Here is a 20,644-nt window from a genome sequence, read left to right as displayed (position 1 = left end):
AAAGCCGAATATATGGCAGCAATGAACTTTGAAATTCTATCAATTACTGTCTTGCAATCGGAGATAGTCCATATATGGTATTAAAACCTTGTCGCGGTATACACACCCAAGCAACAAAAAAGCGCGATGACGAAACCATCACCGCGCTTTTGTTTTTCATCAGACTAATTCATTAAACTTTAAACTTATCGATTGCCTGATAAAGCACACGCGCTTGCTCAGATACTTCTTCGCTGGTTTGTGCATTAGTTGCCGCGTGACCCGATGCCTCTTGAGCGATATCACGAATGCGTACCACGTTTTTATTAACCTCAGAAGCCACTTGGCTTTGTTCATCAATTGCTGTGGCTATGTGAGTACTCATATCCATAATGGTTTGTACATCTTCGGTAATTGAACGCAGTAACTCACCGGCTTTGCTTGCCTGCGCCGCGCTTTCGCCACCTTGTGTACGACATTGCTGCATAATACTCACCACTTCTCGTGTGCGACCTTGTAGGGTCGAAATAATGCTCTCAATCTCTTGTGTTGAGTCTTGGGTACGCTGGGCAAGTGAACGTACTTCATCAGCAACGACCGCAAAGCCACGACCTTGCTCACCAGCACGCGCAGCTTCAATGGCCGCATTGAGTGCCAGTAAGTTAGTTTGCTCAGCGATACCACGAATAACATCCAACACAGAGCCAATCGTTTCGGCGTCTTTTTCTAACTGCGACACCACACTTGATGCATTCCCGAGTGAATCTGATAAGTGATTAATTTGCACCACCGTCGATTCAACCTCCGAACGACCTTGCTGCGCACTTAAGTTAGTTGACTCAGCTTTTTTCGCAGCCGCTTCTGTGTTGTGAGAAATATCTTGAATCGTCGCCTGCATTTCAGTGGCAGCTGTAGCAACCATATCTGCTTCATGAAGCTGCTCTTGCATACCTGAGCTTGTTGCTGCTGTCGTTTCTGATAAATGCTCAGTTGCCACGTTAAGGGTACTTAGCGCGGTATTAACTTCATAAATCAGCTTTTTGAAATCACTGATCAAGCTATTAAAGTCGATCGTCATGGTGGTAATTTCATCTTTACCTGATTGAGAAATCGACATGCTTAAATCGTTATTGCGACGAATTTCGTTAATTGTGTGATAAACACGCTCGATAGGTTTTATGATAGAGCGACTGGTTAAGTACACGAGTATCATCACAATAATACTAGCGAGAATAAATACAACGAAGGCAATTAATTGAGCTTGTGAAGCACTCGATTCAACGAACTGTTTAGTTTGTTCAGTAAATTGATTAACAATCGCATCACTCATCTCAACACTGCGCTTCATTTCACCTAAAGCACCTGACTCTAAGTCTAGCCCGAGCGCAACCTGAGCATCAACTAAGGCTTTAAACTTAGCTTGATATGTCGAAAGCAAACTGATGAGCTTATTTTCATAGCTTGCATCAAGCCCGGCACTCTTTATTTCTGTTTTGAAATTGGCAACCAGCTCATCGAACTTAGTCATATATTTCAAATCAAAGCGCAGCATAAAATCTTTTTCGGCACGGCGCAGCTGTAGCATAGATGTCAGTAATCTGTAGTTATCGCGGTCATCAAGCAATGTTTCGACTTGATGCACAGCACTTCTTAGCTCTCCGTATAAAGCATCTTTTGGGTGTAGACCTATTTTCTTTTGTAGTACCACAACCTCATTGAAGTCGTCATAGTAAGTTTTTGCTAATCCTTTAAACTCATCCAGTTTAGTGCTATCCATATCAAGATCATCGACTAACTCATCTAGGCGAGCAATTTTGGTTTTTAACTGGGTATACTCATTTTCAAAAAGCTCAAGGCTCTCAACTTTTTTATAAAACAAAAAGTTTTTTTCATGCTTGCGCATGGCAAGCTCATGAATATCGAGTTCCTCTGCATTTTGAATTGTTTCATTGAGCTTAAGCATCATGCGTGACTCAAAAATAATTACACACAGCATTACAACCATTGCAAGGCCAACAACAAGCGCGTTTAACTGTAAACGACGTTTTATAGTTAAATTTTGTAATACATTCATTCAAAGTGCCCTATAGCAACATGCATTTCAAAGTATAGCTAAACTATTTGAAGCAGCTAATAAAAAGTAGCCTGAAAAGGCGATGCATTTTCCAATATAAGGAACCAACAAACAAACTGTATTTACTGTAAGTTAACTTTTTGCCATAAATGTTGGTGTAACTTATCTAATTTCTGCCACTGCTTTTTCCTTACCCATTCAACTAATGGCGCGGGATCACTCGGAAAGTTCAATCTTTTATTTTGTGGTGATTGCAACCAATCATCCATCGCATAGGGGTTAAGGTAACTCATAACATGGGCAGCTCCCATGCCTAGCAGCGTTTGTGCATTAATCCCCTGCTCAAACTGCTTGCCAAGCGGCTTGAGTAACAGCTTTTTACCTAACTGTAATGCCTCGCTTGCAAGCTCAAACCCTGCATTACCAATCACACCACCAGCGTTGGCTAAATCGTTAAGAAACCCAACTCGTGACGGCGCTCGCAGATGAATATTACCGATTGAGCAATCTTGCGCATCGGGGTGATAGCAGTAAAACTCACGCTCAGGAAAGTCCTTTAAGTAGTCGACAACACTGTCTAGGTTCTCAAACGGTAAATAAACTAAGACTTTATTTTCAACCATCACAGGATTGTCATGGTGATGACTCGCGATGAAAGGAGGAATAATATTCTCAGCATAAGGTTGCCAATGAACACCGAGATAGACATTCGCGGGGGCATAATTACGGATCAACGCACGACGAAAGAAAGCTCGACCAAACATTGGCACTTTATCAGACAAAAATGCAGCCTGATGACTCATACCAATAACCGGAATACCTTGCTGTTTTGCTGCCCACGCTGTGATAGGTTCAAAGTCATTAAAAACCAAATCATAATGACGTAAATCTAAGCTTTTAATGTCTTTAATTAGCTGCAAAGGGCGTGCATTTTTTAATGTTCTTAAACTATCAACTTGTCCTGATTTACTGGTAAATGATAAACCTCTAAATGTTCTAAAGTCGGCAAAATCAGCCATATCAAAGTAATCTTGCTCTTTGCGCCCGGAAAATACGTAGTCAACATCGACCCCTAATGCTTTAAAGGTGGTTGCCATCACGCGAGCACGGGTTATGTGTCCGTTACCTGTTCCTTGTATACCGTACAAAATTCTCATATAGATTCCACCACCATGACTGCTAAAACTGCACAACTCGACCCCATACCTGCGCCAATAATTACATCAGCAGGGTAATGCACACCGATTACCACCCGAGATGCTGCTACACCCGATGCCCAAAGAAGCCAAAGCACAGTAAGCTCAGGGAAATACATGGTTAAAATAGTCGCTATAACAAATGCCCCAGCACTATGCCCCGACGGTAGGCTAAACTGATCACTTGGCACTAAATACGCACCTTGCACTAAACAGTCGCAAGGTCTTACCCGCGCAATTCGCTTTTTAGCTAAAAAGTAAATGGGTCGCTCAATTGCAAAGCCAACCAATATACTCATCGCAAGCTGCTGAAAATGAAGTTGTTCGGTAAACCACCAAAACCCAAGGAACAACACCACATAAAGTCCGCCATCACCGCTTTTTGATAAACCAAGCGCTGACTTTCTGAGCCAATTTGGCGAAGCGTCGTTAAACACACTTAAAAACAGCTGTTCATCCACTTTGGCCAATTTAGTAAGCATGTTGTTTGCCATGGTAAGCTCCTTGTCATACTTTGCGTCTAATTTTTATACTCATCTCAGCTTAGGCGGTAAAAATAACAATTAGGTGACGCTTTTGAGACACTAATGTTGCGATAACGAAATTCCTTTGATTTAAACGAATAAACCAGTATTAAGTCGTTGTTATTGAGTTGTATCAAGGTATACTGGGTACTAAACAGACAGTCTCTTTAGAGGATGAAAAAATGGATTACAGCACTTCTGATTTATGCGATCACTTTGCCGACGTGGTCGATGTGCTCGAGCCAATGTTTATCAATTTTGGTGGACGCCCAAGCTTTAGTGGCCGAGTGAAAACTGTTAAATGTTTTGAAAATAACGAGCTGATCCGCGATATCTTAACTACGGACGGAACCGATAGTGTGCTTTTGATCGATGGTGGTGGTTCAACCCGACGCGCACTAATAGATATTGAACTAGCAGAAATCGCCCTTGAGAATAACTGGCAAGGGATCATCGTTTACGGTGCTATTCGCCATGTTGACGAACTTGAAGAGCTAGATCTAGGCATTCAAGCAATTGCTTCTATTCCAGTTGCTGCAGACAGTGAAGGCGCAGGCGAAGATGGTATAGGCGTTAATTTTGCCGGTGTGTCTTTCTTTGATGGTGACTTTGTTTACGCCGATAGTACCGGCATTATATTATCTGCTGAAGAATTAGAGTTAGAAATAATAGAAGACTAATCTCAGTGATAAATCCCCTTAAAATTTATGATGAAGCGGCGGTAAAACATTTATGTGTCCGCCGCGCCAATGAACAAAAAGCATGGCAAGCTCTTGCTCTTCTTGATACACATGTAAACGCCTCTCAGGCTCTTATTGATGCCAAACAATTTGGTATTCGTTACGTTTTAGTTGGCGTGTGTGAGGATATTGGGCCTCGTGCTAACCTAGGTAATGGCGGTGCACAGCAAGCATGGCTAGCTTTCTTAAAGCGCTTTTTGAATCAAACTCATAACCAATTTTTAAACCATGAGCGTGTATTGCTACTTGGTGAAGTTGCGCTTGATGATTTAAATCAACAAGCAGCTAACCTTGATAATAAAAACGACGCCGACTTAGCCAAACTACGTGAACTATGTGGCGATATCGACACCCGTGTTGAGCAAGTACTGGCAATGATTTTTGCAGCTGGCCTTGAGCCAATTGTGATAGGTGGCGGACACAACAACTGCTTAGGTATATTACGTGCCCTAAGTAAGCAGCATGGCAAACCAGTAAACGCCATTAACTTAGACCCTCACGCTGATTTTAGAGACTGTGAAGGTCGCCATAGTGGTAATGGCTTTAGGTATGCCTACAGCGAAAATCATCTCGCTGATTATCATGTGATGGGTTTGCACGAATTTAAGAATAATCAAGCAATTATGAATGCGTTAACTCAAGCAAACTTCTCGTTTGATAGTTATCAAGACATTCAAGTTCGTCGCAATATAGACTTATCAACCGCATGTAAACAAGCACTTAATAAATTCGATAATGCCCCATTAGGCGTCGAAGTTGACTTAGACAGTATTTCGCTAATGCCAGTTAGCGCTTATACCAATTGCGGCTTTAGTGTGAGTGATGCAGAACACTTTGTGCATTTAGCAGCCAGCCAGACAACTGCTCGCTACCTTCATTTATGTGAAGGTGCACCATCACAACATCCTGTTAGTTTAGAAGCAGGCATGAACGATGCTGGCCAAATCATCACTGCCCTAGTGAATGCGTATTTGCAGGCAAGAGAGGCAAGTTAGAAAGAGGCGAGAAACGAGATAACGACTGATTTTTGGGGAAGTCTGCTCGAAACAAGTTTCACACCTACCTGTAGCAGCGGCTTTATGCCGCCCCCCTTAAATTGGAAGCAAGTTAAATTGGAAGCAAGGTTCAAGATAAAACGCAATGTAACGAGTCAAACAGCTCGCTAACTTTCCCCTAGAAACTCGCTAGCTTCATTACTGATGCTCTAAATGCCATTGCTTTAACCATGACACCATACCTACACTACTAAGCGGGTAATTAAAATAATAACCTTGCGCTGCATAGGTGTTTAATGACTTAATAAAATTAAGTTGCTCTAAGGTTTCCACCCCTTCACAAATCACTTTAGCATTATTTTGGTTATGCATAGCCACCACCCCTGAAACGAGGCTACGTATTTGAGTTTGGTGAGCAAAATCTGCGGTAAGCGATGCTGCAACTTTAACATACTCAACATTCAAATTTGGTAGTTTAGATAGCCAAACAGGGGTATCACCTAATCCATCTACACACAGTTTAATACCAATGCTACTTAGCCTTGCAACCATGGCTTTACCTTGATCATCCAAGCTCATAAATAGATCAAGCGGGCATTCAATAATTAAAGCGCCGGGTTCTAAATGATGCTCGGTGGCAATACGGTCTACAAATTCAATAAACTCTTCATGTAGCATCTCAGGACCAAACACATTAATACTGAGTGGCAGCTGCATGCCTTCCATACGTAATGCCATAGCAAGCTCTGCTGCTCGCTCAATCACATAAGCAGCAACCGGATAGCTAAGGCCCGCAACACGAATATCATCAATAAACTTGTTAGCTGCTAAGATCCCTTGTTTTGGATGCTGCCAGCGTAACAGCAATTCTAAAAACTCTATTTTGTTGTCACTATTACGAACCACTGGTTGAAAATACAACTCAAGCTCACTAGCAAAATCTAAGTGCGCCAGCTCACGTAGCCTTGCTTGCTGCTCTAGCTGCTCAATCATCATTTGCGGATGATATGGCACGATAGCCCGATCTGGGTTTGAATCAAGTGCAAGGTTAGCGAAAGAAATAAGGTTTTCAAAACTGTATTCAGGCTCATTACAGGTAACGTAGCTAGCTCGCACTTTCACCTCAATAGTGCAATTTGCCACATTGAAGGGTTTTAAGGTCACTTGTTTTATTTGACTTATAAGTTGCTCATGCAAATGCTTTTGCTCCTCAAGAGAGCAAATGAAGGCAAAATTTAATCCACCTAAGTGAGCAAGCTTTTCTATATTGCCAACGCCACTACTAATATTAAGCACTGCATCATTGTCTAATTGCTGTTTAATACGAGTAGCAGACTGAGCAAGTAATAAATCACCAAAGTCCCGACCTATATGCTGGTTAACACTTTCAAATCCCTCTAAACGCAGCATAACAAGGGCGCAGTTATGCGAGTGTTCTTCAACCCAGCTAGCAAAGCTACGTCGTAAATCGCTGCGATCTGGCAAGCCAGTTAGTGGAGTACTGTCTATTTCATCATGGTAAGGAGTATCAACTATGACTTCTTCACTTTCTTCTGGTTCTTCAAAGTTAAAAAAGCCAGACACAGATAAAACAATAACTGAAATCACTAGCCAATACGCGGAAGTTTCGAGCAATAAGTGGGCAGAATACATAACTGTAAACGTAATCGCTGCAGCGACAGTAAAAATAATCGCTAACCAGTTATTTGTTCGAAAAGCTTGCCATAAATGAAAGCAAAGACTCATTGCTAATAAAATGATTAACCAAGGAATAGCGGAGTTGAGGATTGCCAACCCCAGCACACCATTAACAACTAAACTGAGTCTAAGTATTGGATGACGAGTGACACACAACGCACAAATCATTGCCATAAAAACGCAGCCTGCTAAAAACACAGGCACTGCATCACTACTTAAATTTACGAGCCCTACACCGTTACTCGCTAAACTGGCAATCAATGACATCTAATCCAAAAATACGTAAAAATAACTTCTAACTAAGTCTACCCAAAATCCACAGATTTAACAGTTTATTTACGCCGAATTGGTAACTTAATTGCGCAGGGTGGGATATTTGCCAGTGAGCAATATCAGCGCGTGCCCCCACTTTTAATACACCTCGATCATCAAGACCCAAGGCTTTGGCGGCATTACGTGTTACACCTGCAAGCGCTTGCTCTGGTGTCATACGAAAAATAGTACAGGCCATATTCATCATTAAATGCAATGAACACAATGGTGACGTTCCTGGGTTGAAGTCGGTTGATATAGCAATAGGCACCTGATACTGCTGAAGTAATTCAATTGGCGGGTATTTTGTTTCGCGTAAGAAATAAAATGCCCCCGGTAACAGCACTGCCGCAGTGCCTGCTTTGGCCATTGCTTGAATGCCTGCTTCATCTAAATGTTCAATATGGTCGGCTGATAAGCCATTAAATTCAGCAACAAGTTCTGCACCATGTTGATTAGATAACTGCTCAGCATGCAACTTAACGGGTAAGTTGTGCTTTTTAGCCGCTTCAAATACACGGCGAGTTTGCTCGTTACTAAAACCGACATTTTCACAAAATGCATCAACCGCATCAGCTAAATCAGCTTCAACAACACGGTCAAGCATCTCACCGCAAACCAAATCAATGTACTCATCACTACGGCCTTTATATTCAGGTGGCAATGCGTGAGCACCTAAAAATGTGGTTTTAACATCAACCGGATGATTTTCACCTAATAAGCGAGCCACTTCGAGTAGCTTAATTTCGTTTTCGCAGTCAAGACCATAGCCAGATTTGATCTCTACCGTAGTCACGCCTTCTGCGTATAAAGCATTTAAGCGCTCTTTCGCACTGACAAATAAGGTTTCGTGGTCTGCTGCGCGCGTTGCTCTTACTGTACTTGCAATACCGCCGCCATTAGCAGCAATTTGCTCATAACTGACACCTTGCAAGCGTTGCTCGAACTCTTCAGCGCGGCTACCGGCAAACACTAAGTGAGTGTGGCAATCAATTAATCCCGGTGTTAACCATTGCCCTTTAGCTGAGATAGTCGGTGTTGCTAATGCATCAAAGTTTGGTAAGTCAGCTTGCGAACCTAACCAAGCAATTTTACCTTCTTTTACTGCGATCGCTGCATTTTCTATAGCACCGTAAGGCGCATCAACTTGAGGATCCATGGTGGCAATATTGGCATCTGTGATCACTAAATCCCAGTGCATTTGGCTATCGTTCGTTGTATGCATTTTTCACCTATACTTATATCTGCTGCGAGCTTTAAAGCGCCTAATCAAATTAGCTTAAAGTTTAACAACTCATCTTGTATATACAAGAAAATTATGCCACCTTGTTACACACTGTTAACTTACCTGTGCACTTTCACAATGAGCGTCCCTAAGTTTGCGCTAATAAAAGAATATATTTTGGAAAACATTCGATCGGGTCAATGGCAAGAAAATAGCCGCGTGCCCTCAGAAAACGAATTAACCAGCCAGTTTCAGGTTAGCCGCATGACGGCCAGACGCGCGTTATCTGAACTTACAGACGCTGGTATACTAACTCGTAGCCAAGGCCAAGGGACTTTTGTAGCAAGCTTTAAGTCACAATCATCATTGCTCGAAATTAAAAACATCGCTGATGAAGTTAAAGCTCGTAACAGTGATTACAGCTGTACAATTTTAGTGATGGAATCAATACGTGCAATTGCCCCTATTGCAATTGCATTGGGCGTTGATGTAGACAGTCATGTTTATCGTAGCGTCATCGTTCACAACGAGAACGAGCAACCTCTGCAAGTAGAAGAGCGCTTTGTGAACCCGGCTCTGGCAAAAGATTACTTACAACAAGATTTCCACAGCCTAACCCCCCATGAGTATTTATCAACCAGTGCGCCATTAACTGAGGCCAGACATACGGTTGAGGCGATTATGCCTAACCAAGAAATGTGCGAATGGCTTAATCTCTACAATGAAGAGCCTTGTTTGCAAGTGATCCGCCGAACGTGGTCAGCAAATGGCATTGTAAGCTTTGCACGCTTAGTCTCACCAGGTAGTAAATACAGACTCGGCGGTCACTTAACCTTTAAAAAGTAATTAAATTGGCAATTGATAGTGAAAGTTCAGCGCCTCAATAGCCGAACCATCAATGATACGTTCGCCAGCTTCATGACTTGTAAAGGTGGGTGGTTGATTACCCAGTTCAGAGCATTTTTGCTGGTAGTAGTCCGCTTTTGTTGGATGCGCTGGGTTAACAACGTTATAAATGCTATTGGCGTTAGACCAGTTTTCAAGCACTGAAAAAATCGCCGCTATTACATCTTGCTGTTGTACCATGTTCACCACTTGCTGACTTGAGCTAGTAAGCTCTTTACCTGCAACAAACTTACCTGGGTCACGTTCGGGGCCTACAAGTCCCGCTAAGCGCAATGCCTTGCCACCCGCATTTAGCACTAATTGCTCCGCATCGTATAATGTTTGTTGGCGTGCTGATTGGCAGTTAATTTCTGTGCTTTCGTCGTAACAACCATTGTCAGTTGGGTAAACACCTGTCGAAGAACATAAAATAAAGCCTTTACAATTTAGGTGTTTGGCAAGTTCAAGCCCAGCTTGCAATGTATCTAAATAATTACTTTCTGAGCTGCGGCTACGCGGTGGAATTGCACACACCCACCATGCTCCTTCAAGTGATACGTCATGTTTAAGTACACCATCTTCAAGTGCAAACTGACGCTGAAAGTCATGTTCGTGATCGCGACTACGGTGTGTCCCCTGCACCTGCCACGCCAACCCCTTTGCCTTAAGACAAAGAGCTTGCCCCAACCAACCTGCACCTAGCACTACCATTTTATTATCATTCACAACCATTTAGTAACTTACCCTATGTATTTTGTAATATTTTATTAATAACTACCGTTTTGCAAAGTAGCGATTTAAGCGCAAATATGATTAGATAGATAACTCTAACCGATAATAAAAATACGTGCACCTATGTTAAACAATCTCTCTTTACGTAAAAAAATATTACTGCTGATTGGCGGGACGATTAGTGTACTACTGATCATCGCGTCTAGTTTCTTTGTTAATCATATTGCTGACCTATCTCGCAAAGCGATTCAACGCGAAGCTGATAGCTACTTACAAAGCGAACGACTGTCAATGCAAGGTTACTTTGCTAAATACGGTAAAGTTGTTGAAACCTTCGTAACAAATCCGCACTTAGTAAACTGGTTTGACAACTGGACTAAACGTGATCAAAGCCTTGATAACCAACCAGGATACGACAACGTTAATCAAGATTTTGTTCGTATCAGTGGTAACGATGACAACATTCTATCGGCCTTCTTTGCATCAGCAACAACAGGCGAATACTTTAAAGAAAACGAGCGAACCACCCACTACAATGGCCAGCCTTATTACGCTTATAAACGTGGTTGGTGGCAAGATGCTTTAAAGATCAACAAACTTTATGTTGGCCCTATTTCTGTAGATTTAACCACAGGTAATGCCTCAGCGGTTGTGCAACAGCCAGTTTATAATAAACAAAACAAACTTGTTGGTTTTGGTGGGGTTGATTTACAGCTCAACAATATCAACGACATGGTTGAGGCCATTCGCTTTAATGGCCAAGGTTTTGGCTTCTTGCTAGATGGCAATCAAAAGGTTGTTCACTTCTCTGAGCGTACTGGCCATAAATTATCTGTGACTGACGAAGGCCCTAATGGTAAAGAAGGCTTAGATGCCCTCGAAAAACAATTTAGCGACACATCAGGCTTTAGCGAATTAAACCGCGCGATGAAAAGCCAAAAAGATGGTAGCAGCTATGTCACATTTAAAGGTGAGCAATATTACGTTGTATACAATCGCCTTGAACTAGAAAGTCCATATCTTGATTGGTATGTCGGGATTTTGATCCCAACTAGCATGATTGATGAGCCAGTTAACGATGCGGTGATGACAACCACTACATCATTAATCATCATCCTTGCGATTATCATTGCGATGATCTTTTGGGCCACGCAAATGATCACCAAACCTCTTACAAAACTGACTTACATCATGCGTGATATCGCATCAGGCGATGGCGATTTAACACAAAAAATTGAAATTCATAGTCAGGACGAAGTTGGCCAGCTTGCTCATCATATGAACACCTTCATCGATAAATTACGTGCAATGATGCTCAACACAGCCGCGCAAGCAGAGCAGCTGAGCCAAGCAGCTAGTCAGCTGAAAATTGTATCGCAAAAAACCAATGATGAAATTCAGCAAGAAAAACAACAAGTTGATAGTGTAAGTGCCGCTGTTACTGAAATGGCATCTACAGTACTCGAAATTTCACGTAATGCGCAGCATACCAATAATGCAGCCGAAGAAGTGCAAGCCATTACAGTCGATGGCACTAAGCGCTCTACACAAGCTCAGTCAGTAATGACTGCGCTTGCAAGCCACATCGGCGAAGCATCTAAAGTAGTTGCAGGTCTTGAACAAGAAAGTGGCAACATTGGCGCTGTGATCGACGTAATCAACTCAATTGCAGAGCAAACTAACTTACTAGCACTTAATGCAGCAATTGAAGCGGCACGAGCCGGTGAGCAAGGGCGAGGCTTTGCTGTTGTGGCTGACGAAGTTCGTTCACTAGCAAGCAGAACGCAAGAATCAACGGATGATATTCGAAATATGATCAGTCGCTTACAGCAAATTGCTCAACAAGCATCAACTATGATGCAACAGGGTCAAGAGCGTGCTGAAGGCTCCGTTGAGCAAACGCAAATTGTATTGCAAGCACTGCAAGATATCGCGCAATCAGTGACAAATGTACAAGATCAGAGTCATCAAATTGCGACTTCAACAGAACAGCAAACTGTGGTTGCAGAAGATATTAATAATAGCCTGGCGGCTATTAACCACCTTGTTAATAGCACTGCGGATCATGCTCATGAATTGGCAGATGAAGCACGTGATTTAAATGAATTGGCAGCGTCTTTAAATAAGACAGTAAATCAGTTTAAGTTATAAAGATAAATTGCCGAAGTTATTAAAAACCCGATGTCACCTGAAGATGACATCGGGTTTTTATCGTCAGCCTTCCCTGTTAATCGTGGCGCAACCGCTTTCGCGTGTTCCATAAATTCATGCCACTGTTGCTTATTCCATAAAGCAACTCCTTTGTCGGTCAATCCTTGTGTTGGTTGCGTTTGTACTTGTTCCATATAGTCACCTCCTTACGCTAGCTTCATCCTGTTTGGCTCCAAGCCTGAGCTTATCCCTTGCTGTCATCTCCGTTCACTTTATCCATAAAGCGTTGCCATTGTGCGCTACTCCATAACGCTTTGTTACTTCCTTGCTGTCCTTTTTGCTGTGCTACATTGTCCATACTGTAAACTCCTTGCGGTTTATCGTCCTTTACTCCTACAGCTGCTCCTTGCTGTGTTCCCTGACTCATCCTTGCTGATTAATGAGGTAATTATCGCTTAGCGATGATATACACAGCATGAATCAAACCTGGAATGTACCCTAATAAGGTTAAAAGAATATTAATCCAGAACTGCGCACCTAAACCTACCTGTAAAAATACGCCAAGAGGTGGAATTAAAACCGATAAAATAATACGTATTAAATCCATGACTCACTCCTTGAAATCTATTAGCCCAGCCAAAGCTGGGCTAATTTAGGCTTGCTGTTATTCAGCAACAATCGTTAATTCATCGATTACTTTGCGAACGTCTTCAGCGTTTTCAGCGATACTGATTGCTAATTGCTTTTCAGCATCAGACTCAACAGTACCTTTAAGTGTTACTACACCGTTATCGGTATCAACATCGATGTCTGTACCACCTACTTCTGAGTTAAATAAATAACGTGTTGTGATTACAGTACTGATTTTCGCATCTGTTAAATCGCTTTCAGTTGAATCAGCTTTATCTGCTTTCATTTTCTTAGCCTTCATGTTTTTAACAACCGTTAGTTTGTTATCAACAGAGCTAACGCCATCCAGGCTAAGAACAAGCTCTTCAGCAAGCTCTTTATCTAATTCACTATCAACTTTACCTGTAAGTACAACCTTGCCATTCGTTACATCAGTGTTGATGTCAAAGTTGTTAAGGTTTGTGTTCATAAGAAGCACAGTTTCTGCCTTACCATCAATCCAAGCATCTTTACTTTCATTTTCCCAACTGCTTGCCTGAGCTGACATACTTGTTGTTGCACCAATTACTAAAGCGGCAATCATAGATTTGTTAAAAGTGTTCATAATCTTCTCCTTTTGATTTAAGACACTTTTACCAATGCGACTATGATGCCAACTATTTATTTTTTTAATTTCAATACCTTAAACCCTCATTCAGCGACTATTTATATTCAATTCGGTAAAGATTTACAGGCTGCTCGGTAAGAAGTTCACTATATTGCAAAAATAACCATTTAGTTGCTGATTTTATTAATCTGTGGTTAATTTAACTAAGTAACGTTGACACTATAAAACACAACATATTGATTTATAATAAAATAAAATTTGGCCTAAGCTTTGCTTTATTACGAATAACATAAAAATCACTTTGATAATCACAACAGGGAACTACCATGGCCGTTAAACTTGAAGATCGCCCAATCGATCAAGTAAGAGAAGAAGTAATTGATCAACTCATTTATAACTACAGTCATGCTGTTATTTCAGCTGAAGCATTTGAACGCCGCTTAGACCAAGCAATGGAAGCCACCAGCAACGAAGTACTCGTTGAACTTGTTGCGGACTTAGAGCTTAAAGCTGATATTGACTACAAATCGCAAAAGCATGCGCAATTTAAACCTCATTATGGCCACAGCAGCGATAACGAAAGTCTGCAGCTTCGTAGTATTTTGGGTTCAAATGAGCGCAGCGGCCAGTGGGTAGTGCCAAAAGAAATTCACCTTACAAACTGCTTAGGTTCAATTGAGCTCGATTTTAGCGAAGCGATTTTCCAGCACCAACATGTCACTATTTACGTGAACTGTATTTTAGGTAACGACGAAATCTATGTGCCAGAACATGTCAATGTGGTATCAAAGCTGTTCAGCGTTATTGGCAGTGTAGAGAACAGATCAGTCGCCTTAAATAAAGGCCAAGGCCCAACCATTACCATTGAAGGTAATGTATGGCTAGGCTCAGTCGAGATTTCAGTTAAACGTACCATGAAAGAAAAGTTCATCAGCTTTGCCAACAGTCTAAAAGCCAGTTGGAAAGAGATGAATAAGATGTAGTAAAAGTTGCGAGTTGCGATTATGTTAATGTGGTCGTCATTTATGGCGACAAGATATTGCATACGTTTCACCAATGACGCGCTAAAGCACGACCTACTAGAATGCGCGCGAAATAAATTTCACGCCTACGTCAAACGTGGGAACAGCTTTAGCCGTGAATAAAGTAAAGCTGTTCGGCGTTAAAAGGCCCCTACACCGTAGGCGTCACGCTTGCTTGACGCATCTTACATACAACGCTATTCCATCAATCAATACCTGACCTACAAACAACACCGCTCGGCTTCAAACTGACAGCTGAAAGCTCACTAAACTTCACCCCCACATCAAAGACATTTAATCGCACAAAGAGGTTAAGAGGCGCTGCGCTTTAGAGGAAGTAAAAAATGATCTTGAGGTTCCCTCATTCTCTTCTCATTCACTTCTCTTTGTGCAAATACTTTCAGCACTAAAGTACCTCTTAAGAGGCAGGCCTTTGGTAAAGGCCTAAAACAACACCGCTCGGCTCAAAACTGACAGCTAAAAGCTGACAGCTCTAGCTACAAGTCATTATTTCTCTCACTCGGTATATCACTGAAATACTCTACAAACTCAACTTCAAAACCTGCGGGATCGATAAAATATACATTTTTACGATAGGGGTTTTCTGGACCCTGTTTATCTATTTCATAACCAGCGTCAACCAAACGTTCAATTACGGCATTAATATCGTTTGTCACATAAGCAAAATGAGCAAGGCCCACTTGGTGCCCTGCTAAATCACGGTTTTCGTCTTCACCGTTATCACTCAGTGCAAGATATTGGTAATCATCACCAAAGTGCAGCCATTTACGCGGCTTGCCTGACCATGTGCTATCACCTTGGCTACGCACCCGCCAATGTGGGAATGCGGCTTTATAAAAGTGCAGCATGGCATCAACATTACTAACAACAAGGTTTACGTGCTCTAAATACATGGTAGTTTTCCTTTTTATTTTTAAACTGCCATCAAGATAAAACCTCAAGTTAAGTTCAGGTAAAGCACTTTTTCAAATAAAAAAGCCCCACAAACGTGAGGCTTTAAAAATTGAGTAGTTATTGATGAATCAGCTACCAGCAACCTGCATTTGTTCAATCAATACAGAGCCGGTTTGAATACCGCCACGGCGCTCGATATCACCACCTAAACCGACTACCGCTTTAAACATATCTTTTAAGTTACCAGCAATTGTGATTTCACTGACTGGGTATTGGATTTCGCCATTCTCAACCCAGAAACCCGCCGCGCCACGTGAGTAATCACCCGTTACAGTGTTCACACCTTGACCCATAAGCTCGGTTACTAGTAAACCTGTGCCCATAGTTTTTAAGAGTGCTTTTAAGTCAGCATGAGTTTGCTCAACTAACCAGTTATGAATACCACCAGCATGACCCGTTGGTGTCATAGACAGTTTACGTGCAGCGTAGCTTGCTAATAGATATGTTTGAAGCTCACCACCTTGAATAATTTCACGGTCGATAGTTTTTAACCCTTCCGAGTCGAATGGTGAAGACGCTAAGCCTTTTAATAAATGTGGACGCTCAGAAATATTTACACAATCACTAAATACTTTTGTGCCTAAGCTATCAAGCAAGAAGCTCGATTTACGGTAAAGCGCGCCACCACCAATCGCAGACACTAAATGACCGAATAGTGAGTTGGCAATATCTGCTCTGAAGATAACTGGCACTTTCATAGTACCTAGCTTTTGACTATTAAGCTTAGCCAATGTTTCTGTTGCCGCTTCGAGGCCTACTTTTGCAGCATCGTTTAAATCATCTTTATGTCGCGCTACGGTATAAGCAGAATCGCGCTGCATTTGCTCGCCATCTTTACCAATCACCATGGTGCTAATGCTATGACGCGTGCGCGGGTAACCTGCAATCATGCCATGGCTGTTGCCATAAACACGCAAACCTTGGTGAGAAGAAAAACTCGCACCGTCTGAATTTACAATACGCTCATCGGCGTTTAGTGCCGCCTGCTCTGCTTGATGGCAAAGCTCAATACCTTGCTCTGGGCTTACTTCCCACGGGTGATACAGATCTAAATCAAGTGGTGCGAATTCAAGCAGTTCTTTATCAGCGATACCATTGTATGGATCATCTGAAGTGAATTTAGCAATATCAATGGCTTTTTCGACCACTGTACGTAATGTTTTAGGGTTTAAATCAGCCGTTGAAGCAGAGCCTTTGTTATTCCCCACATAAACACTAATACCTAAGCCACCGTCTTGGTTAAACTCTATTGTTTCAACTTCGCCCATGCGCGTACTAACAGACAAACCTGACGTGCTCGACATCGCCGCTTCTGCAGCAGTAGCACCCAACTTTCTTGCATGCTCAAGTACTTCGCTTACCGCGTCTTTCACTTCAGAAATGTGTTGATAAATAGGATCTTTCATCTTGTGTGTCCTAGGTTCTGATATTTTTTATAGTGTAGCGAATGCTAACACACTGCGAGACGTGCATCAGCTAATATTAATCATTAACTAAATGACGTATAATAGCGAATAGTTAAGTTTACTGAATGAGCATCCTTATGGCGAAGAAGAAAAAGCCACTTATCGAAGAAGAAATTATTTACGTATCAAAAAGCGAGTTAAAACGTGAAGCCATGCAATATCATGGTTTGGGTGCTGAAATCGCGAAAATGCCGAAAAAGCAACGCGATCGCTTACCACTCAATCACGATTTAAAAGAAGCCCTTGTTGTTTCTGATAAAGTAAGTGATAAGAGCGATGCTTACCGTCGTAACTTAAACTATATCGCAAAAGTATTACGTACTACTGAAAACGTTGATGAAATCCAAGCGATGATCGATATTATGCTCAACAAAAACAACCAAGCGGATGTTTTGATGAACAAAATCGAAACGCTACGTGATGATTTAATCAAACAAGGTGACGATCTAATCAATTCAACAATTGATCAATACCCTTCTCTTGAGCGCCAAAAAATGCGCCAGTTAGTACGCAGCGCCGCAAAAGAAGTAAAAGCTGAAAAGCCAGCCAAAGCGTACAAAGAGTTATTCCAGTATCTTAAAGATGCGATTATGGTTTAATTTCCTTCGCGCGAAATAAATATCACGCCTACAGCAAAGACATTTAATCGCACAAAGAGATTTTGAGGCGCTTGGCTGATGAGGTAAACAAAATATTTTTTGTTTTCCTCATTCACTTCTCTTTGTGAAAAACATATTTGAACCACAGAGAAAACCAAATTATCACAAAGAGATCATGAGACGCTGCGCTTTAGAGAAAGTAAAAAATGATCTTGTGGTTTCCTCATTCTTTTCTCATTCACTTCTCTTTGTGCAAACAGACTTCGGTAATTTTCACAAAGAGGCCAAGAGACGCAGCGCTAAAGAGAAATAAATTAAGATATCTTTTTGGTTTACTCTTTCTCTTCTCATTCACTTCTCTTTGTGAATATATTTTTGCGCGACTTTCTAGCGCTCACCACCATAACAGCAAATGAACGCAGTACTAACATACCCCATTAGTTCAGCTTCAAACTGACGGCTAAAAGCTTTCTGCTCCTAAAACAAAAAAGGCTCTGAGCGTTCACTCAGAGCCTTTTTAAATCGATAATCAATTACCAGATTTTTACGCGATCTTCTGGTTTGATATACATCTTGTCGCCTTCTTTCACATCAAACGCCTGATAGAATTCTGGCATGTTTGAAAGAATACCGATTACACGGTAGTGGCTTGGTGAATGCGGGTCTGTCATTAGGCGGTTGCGTAACTCTTCGTCACGGTATTTACGACGCCAAATTTGTGACCATCCCATGAAGAAACGTTGATCACCCGTGTAACCATCAATCACAGGCGCTTTTTCATCACCAAGTGATAATTGGTAAGCAGTATAGGCAACTGTTAAGCCGCCTAAGTCACCAATATTTTCACCTAATGTTAGCTCACCATTTACGCTAGCATCTTCAAACGGCTTATATTCATTATACTGAGCAACTAGCTGACCTGTGCGCTCTTCAAACTGTTTAAGGTCTGATTCGCTCCACCAGTTACGTAAGTTTCCGTCACCATCGTATTTCGCACCTTGGTCATCAAAACCGTGACCAAGTTCGTGGCCGATTACCGCACCGATTGCACCGTAGTTAACAGCGTCATCGGCTTCAAGGTTAAAGAATGGCGGTTGTAAGATAGCCGCAGGGAATACGATTTCGTTGTTCACTGGGTTGTAGTAAGCGTTTACTGTTTGTGGTGTCATGTGCCACTCAGAACGATCAACTGGCTTACCTAGTTTAGCAATCATATCGGCATACTCCCATTCGCTGTGGCGAATGTAATTACCGACTAAATCATCGCTTTTAACTTCAAGTGCTGAGTAGTCTTTCCATTTATCTGGGTAACCGATTTTTGGCGTGAACTTATCAAGCTTTTCTTTTGCAGCGATTTTTGTTTCTGGGCTCATCCACTCAAGGTTTTCAATCGCAACTGCGTAACCTCTAATTACGTTATCAACTAACTCTTCCATACGCGCTTTCGCTTCAGGTGGGAAGTTATCTTTAACGTATACTTTACCAAGCATTTCACCTAATACACCGTTTGATGCATCAACTGCTTTTTTCCAAAGCGGAGATTGCTCAGTCACACCACGAAGCGTTGTGCTGTAAAAATCAAAGTTAAGATCTACAAGCTCTTTATCTAATAGTGCAGCGTAGTTGCTCACAAAGTGGAACTTAAGGTAATTCTGCCAAGTTGCTAAGTCTGTATCCTTGTAGATACCTGCAAATTTTTCTAGGTAACTAGGTTGGCGAATGATTACCTCTTCAGTTTTAATACCTGACGCATCAAGGTAAGCTGCAAAGTCAAAGTCGCCAGTAAGTTTGTTAGCATCTGCAACGCTCATCTTGTTGTAAGATTTAGTAGCATCACGACTTTCAACACGGCTCCACTGCGCATCAGCAATGCTTGTTTCAAGATCAATAATAGCTTTAGCCGCAGATTCTGCATCTGCTACACCCGCTTTACTTAAGATAGCTGTAACGTATGCTTGGTAAGCTTCACGAATTTTTGTGAATTTTTCATCGTCTTTTAGATAATAATCACGATCTGGTAAACCTAAACCAGACTGATAAACATACATCGCGTATTCGCTCGAGTTTTTTGCATCATTATTGACATAATAACCAAATGGTAAGCTACCACCTTTAATGCGAAGTTCAGCCATTAAAGCAACAAGCTCAGGCTTGCTCTTTACTGCATCAACGCTTGCAAGTACTGGCGTTAATGGTTTGATACCAGCCGCTTCACGGCCTGCTTCATCCATATAGCTGTTATAGAACGCCGCTAACTTAGCTTCATCTGACCCCGGTTTAACATTAGTGTTTGTCGCTGCCTTTTCTAGCACTTCTTTCATCGCTTTTTGCGAATCATCATAAAGCTGAGTGAATGAACCATAGTTTGATTTATCACCCGGAATTTCTGTTTTTTCTAACCATTCGCCGTTTACGTGATAGTAAAAGTCATCTTGTGCGCGAACAGACTTGTCCATGTTCGCCAGTTCAATACCTGAATTTAAAGGTGCTTTTGCTTCAGTGACGGCCGCAGTTGCTGGTGCTTTAGTTTCTTGTTCTTTTTCACCACAACCAACAAGACCGAGGGCTAGTGCAATACTTGCCGCGGTAAGTGTTACTTTTTTCATGGGAGTCCCGTACTAATTATTTTTTGATGTATTTATCGAAAAACTAGCAAACCTAATTAATCATTAGTTTTTCGCTTTCTCCATAATAAACCTCTCAACCAAAACAATAAAACCGAATATGTAACAATTCTTATCAAAAAAAGATAAGCGGCATATCTGAGCGGTGAGAGGGAGAAAAGCGATAAGGTGAAGACCGTAATGGTATTCCTAACAACTCATTTAATTAGC

Annotated in this window: 18 protein-coding genes; 6 read left to right on the top strand and 12 right to left on the bottom strand. The window is 41.6% G+C overall.

Annotated features, from left to right (window positions below; all coding sequences use genetic code 11):
- Positions 1-172: 172 nt before the first annotated feature.
- From QL229_RS17150 to QL229_RS17140, 3 genes are all read right to left on the bottom strand, one after another.
- The gene (locus tag QL229_RS17150) at positions 173-2,053 is read right to left on the bottom strand and encodes a HAMP domain-containing methyl-accepting chemotaxis protein (protein ID WP_281547208.1); all 1,881 of its coding nucleotides are present in this window, start codon (positions 2,051-2,053) and stop codon (positions 173-175) included.
- A gap of 122 nt (positions 2,054-2,175) precedes the next feature.
- Complete coding sequence (locus QL229_RS17145) at positions 2,176-3,210, bottom strand: MJ1255/VC2487 family glycosyltransferase (protein ID WP_138558029.1); 1,035 nt, start codon at positions 3,208-3,210, stop codon at positions 2,176-2,178.
- The gene (locus QL229_RS17140; protein ID WP_235403923.1) at positions 3,207-3,743 is read right to left on the bottom strand and encodes a phosphatase PAP2 family protein; all 537 of its coding nucleotides are present in this window, start codon (positions 3,741-3,743) and stop codon (positions 3,207-3,209) included. Before QL229_RS17140 ends, QL229_RS17145 begins: the two co-directional genes overlap by 4 nt.
- Positions 3,744-3,955: 212 nt before the next feature.
- Between QL229_RS17140 and rraA the strand changes: the two genes are divergently transcribed.
- On the top strand, positions 3,956-4,453 hold the full coding sequence (gene rraA / locus QL229_RS17135) for a ribonuclease E activity regulator RraA (RefSeq protein WP_135922757.1): 498 nt from the start codon (positions 3,956-3,958) through the stop codon (positions 4,451-4,453).
- A gap of 5 nt (positions 4,454-4,458) precedes the next feature.
- On the top strand, positions 4,459-5,508 hold the full coding sequence (locus QL229_RS17130; protein WP_281547207.1) for a formimidoylglutamase: 1,050 nt from the start codon (positions 4,459-4,461) through the stop codon (positions 5,506-5,508).
- Positions 5,509-5,706: 198 nt separating this feature from the next.
- On the opposite strand, the gene QL229_RS17125 is transcribed toward QL229_RS17130, so the two are convergent.
- Entirely contained in the window at positions 5,707-7,380 is a 1,674-nt protein-coding gene (locus QL229_RS17125; RefSeq protein WP_281547210.1) for an EAL domain-containing protein, read from the bottom strand.
- A 121-nt stretch (positions 7,381-7,501) separates the two neighbouring features.
- Positions 7,502-8,743, bottom strand: a complete 1,242-nt coding sequence (gene hutI / locus QL229_RS17120; RefSeq protein ID WP_281547206.1) for an imidazolonepropionase — start codon at positions 8,741-8,743, stop codon at positions 7,502-7,504.
- Between the two features lie 138 nt (positions 8,744-8,881).
- Between hutI and hutC the strand changes: the two genes are divergently transcribed.
- Positions 8,882-9,589: a histidine utilization repressor gene (gene hutC / locus QL229_RS17115; protein WP_281547205.1), complete on the top strand. Its 708-nt coding sequence runs from the start codon at positions 8,882-8,884 to the stop codon at positions 9,587-9,589.
- Here the strand turns inward: hutC and QL229_RS17110 are convergent, their stop codons facing one another.
- A complete protein-coding gene (locus QL229_RS17110; RefSeq protein ID WP_253038163.1) occupies positions 9,590-10,360 on the bottom strand; it encodes an NADP-binding protein in 771 nt (256 codons plus the stop codon).
- Positions 10,361-10,483: 123 nt separating this feature from the next.
- On the opposite strand from QL229_RS17110, the gene QL229_RS17105 reads away from it, so the two are divergent.
- The gene (locus QL229_RS17105) at positions 10,484-12,511 is read left to right on the top strand and encodes a methyl-accepting chemotaxis protein (protein ID WP_135922763.1); all 2,028 of its coding nucleotides are present in this window, start codon (positions 10,484-10,486) and stop codon (positions 12,509-12,511) included.
- Here QL229_RS17105 and QL229_RS17100 read toward each other — a convergent pair.
- The 3 genes from QL229_RS17100 to QL229_RS17090 form a co-directional block, all read right to left on the bottom strand.
- Entirely contained in the window at positions 12,496-12,705 is a 210-nt protein-coding gene (locus QL229_RS17100; RefSeq protein ID WP_135922764.1) for a hypothetical protein, read from the bottom strand. The two genes, QL229_RS17105 and QL229_RS17100, sit on opposite strands and share 16 nt — an antisense overlap.
- A 254-nt stretch (positions 12,706-12,959) precedes the next feature.
- Positions 12,960-13,118 (bottom strand): YqaE/Pmp3 family membrane protein, encoded by a 159-nt coding sequence (locus QL229_RS17095; RefSeq protein WP_064971745.1) that lies wholly within the window; start codon positions 13,116-13,118, stop codon positions 12,960-12,962.
- Between the two features lie 57 nt (positions 13,119-13,175).
- Positions 13,176-13,745, bottom strand: coding sequence for a BON domain-containing protein (locus QL229_RS17090; RefSeq protein ID WP_281547204.1), 570 nt, complete (start codon positions 13,743-13,745; stop codon positions 13,176-13,178).
- Positions 13,746-14,074: 329 nt separating this feature from the next.
- Here QL229_RS17090 and QL229_RS17085 point away from each other — a divergent pair, with 329 nt between their 5' ends.
- Complete coding sequence (locus QL229_RS17085; protein ID WP_135922766.1) at positions 14,075-14,731, top strand: LiaF domain-containing protein; 657 nt, start codon at positions 14,075-14,077, stop codon at positions 14,729-14,731.
- A 536-nt stretch (positions 14,732-15,267) separates the two neighbouring features.
- Here QL229_RS17085 and QL229_RS17080 read toward each other — a convergent pair.
- Positions 15,268-15,684, bottom strand: coding sequence for a VOC family protein (locus QL229_RS17080; RefSeq protein WP_135922767.1), 417 nt, complete (start codon positions 15,682-15,684; stop codon positions 15,268-15,270).
- A gap of 129 nt (positions 15,685-15,813) precedes the next feature.
- The gene (gene pmbA, locus QL229_RS17075; protein ID WP_281547203.1) at positions 15,814-17,151 is read right to left on the bottom strand and encodes a metalloprotease PmbA; all 1,338 of its coding nucleotides are present in this window, start codon (positions 17,149-17,151) and stop codon (positions 15,814-15,816) included.
- 137 nt (positions 17,152-17,288) lie between these two features.
- Between pmbA and yjgA the strand changes: the two genes are divergently transcribed.
- Positions 17,289-17,810: a ribosome biogenesis factor YjgA gene (yjgA, locus tag QL229_RS17070; protein WP_135922769.1), complete on the top strand. Its 522-nt coding sequence runs from the start codon at positions 17,289-17,291 to the stop codon at positions 17,808-17,810.
- Between the two features lie 533 nt (positions 17,811-18,343).
- Here yjgA and QL229_RS17065 read toward each other — a convergent pair.
- Positions 18,344-20,416, bottom strand: a complete 2,073-nt coding sequence (locus QL229_RS17065; RefSeq protein WP_281547202.1) for a M13-type metalloendopeptidase — start codon at positions 20,414-20,416, stop codon at positions 18,344-18,346.
- Positions 20,417-20,644: the final 228 nt, after the last annotated feature.

This window comes from Pseudoalteromonas sp. PAR1, from assembly GCF_947311895.1.
In the GTDB taxonomy this organism is placed as follows: domain Bacteria; phylum Pseudomonadota; class Gammaproteobacteria; order Enterobacterales; family Alteromonadaceae; genus Pseudoalteromonas; species Pseudoalteromonas lipolytica_C.
The sequence above is the reverse complement of the archived record's forward strand: the minus strand, read 5'-3'. Positions and strand labels throughout refer to the sequence as shown.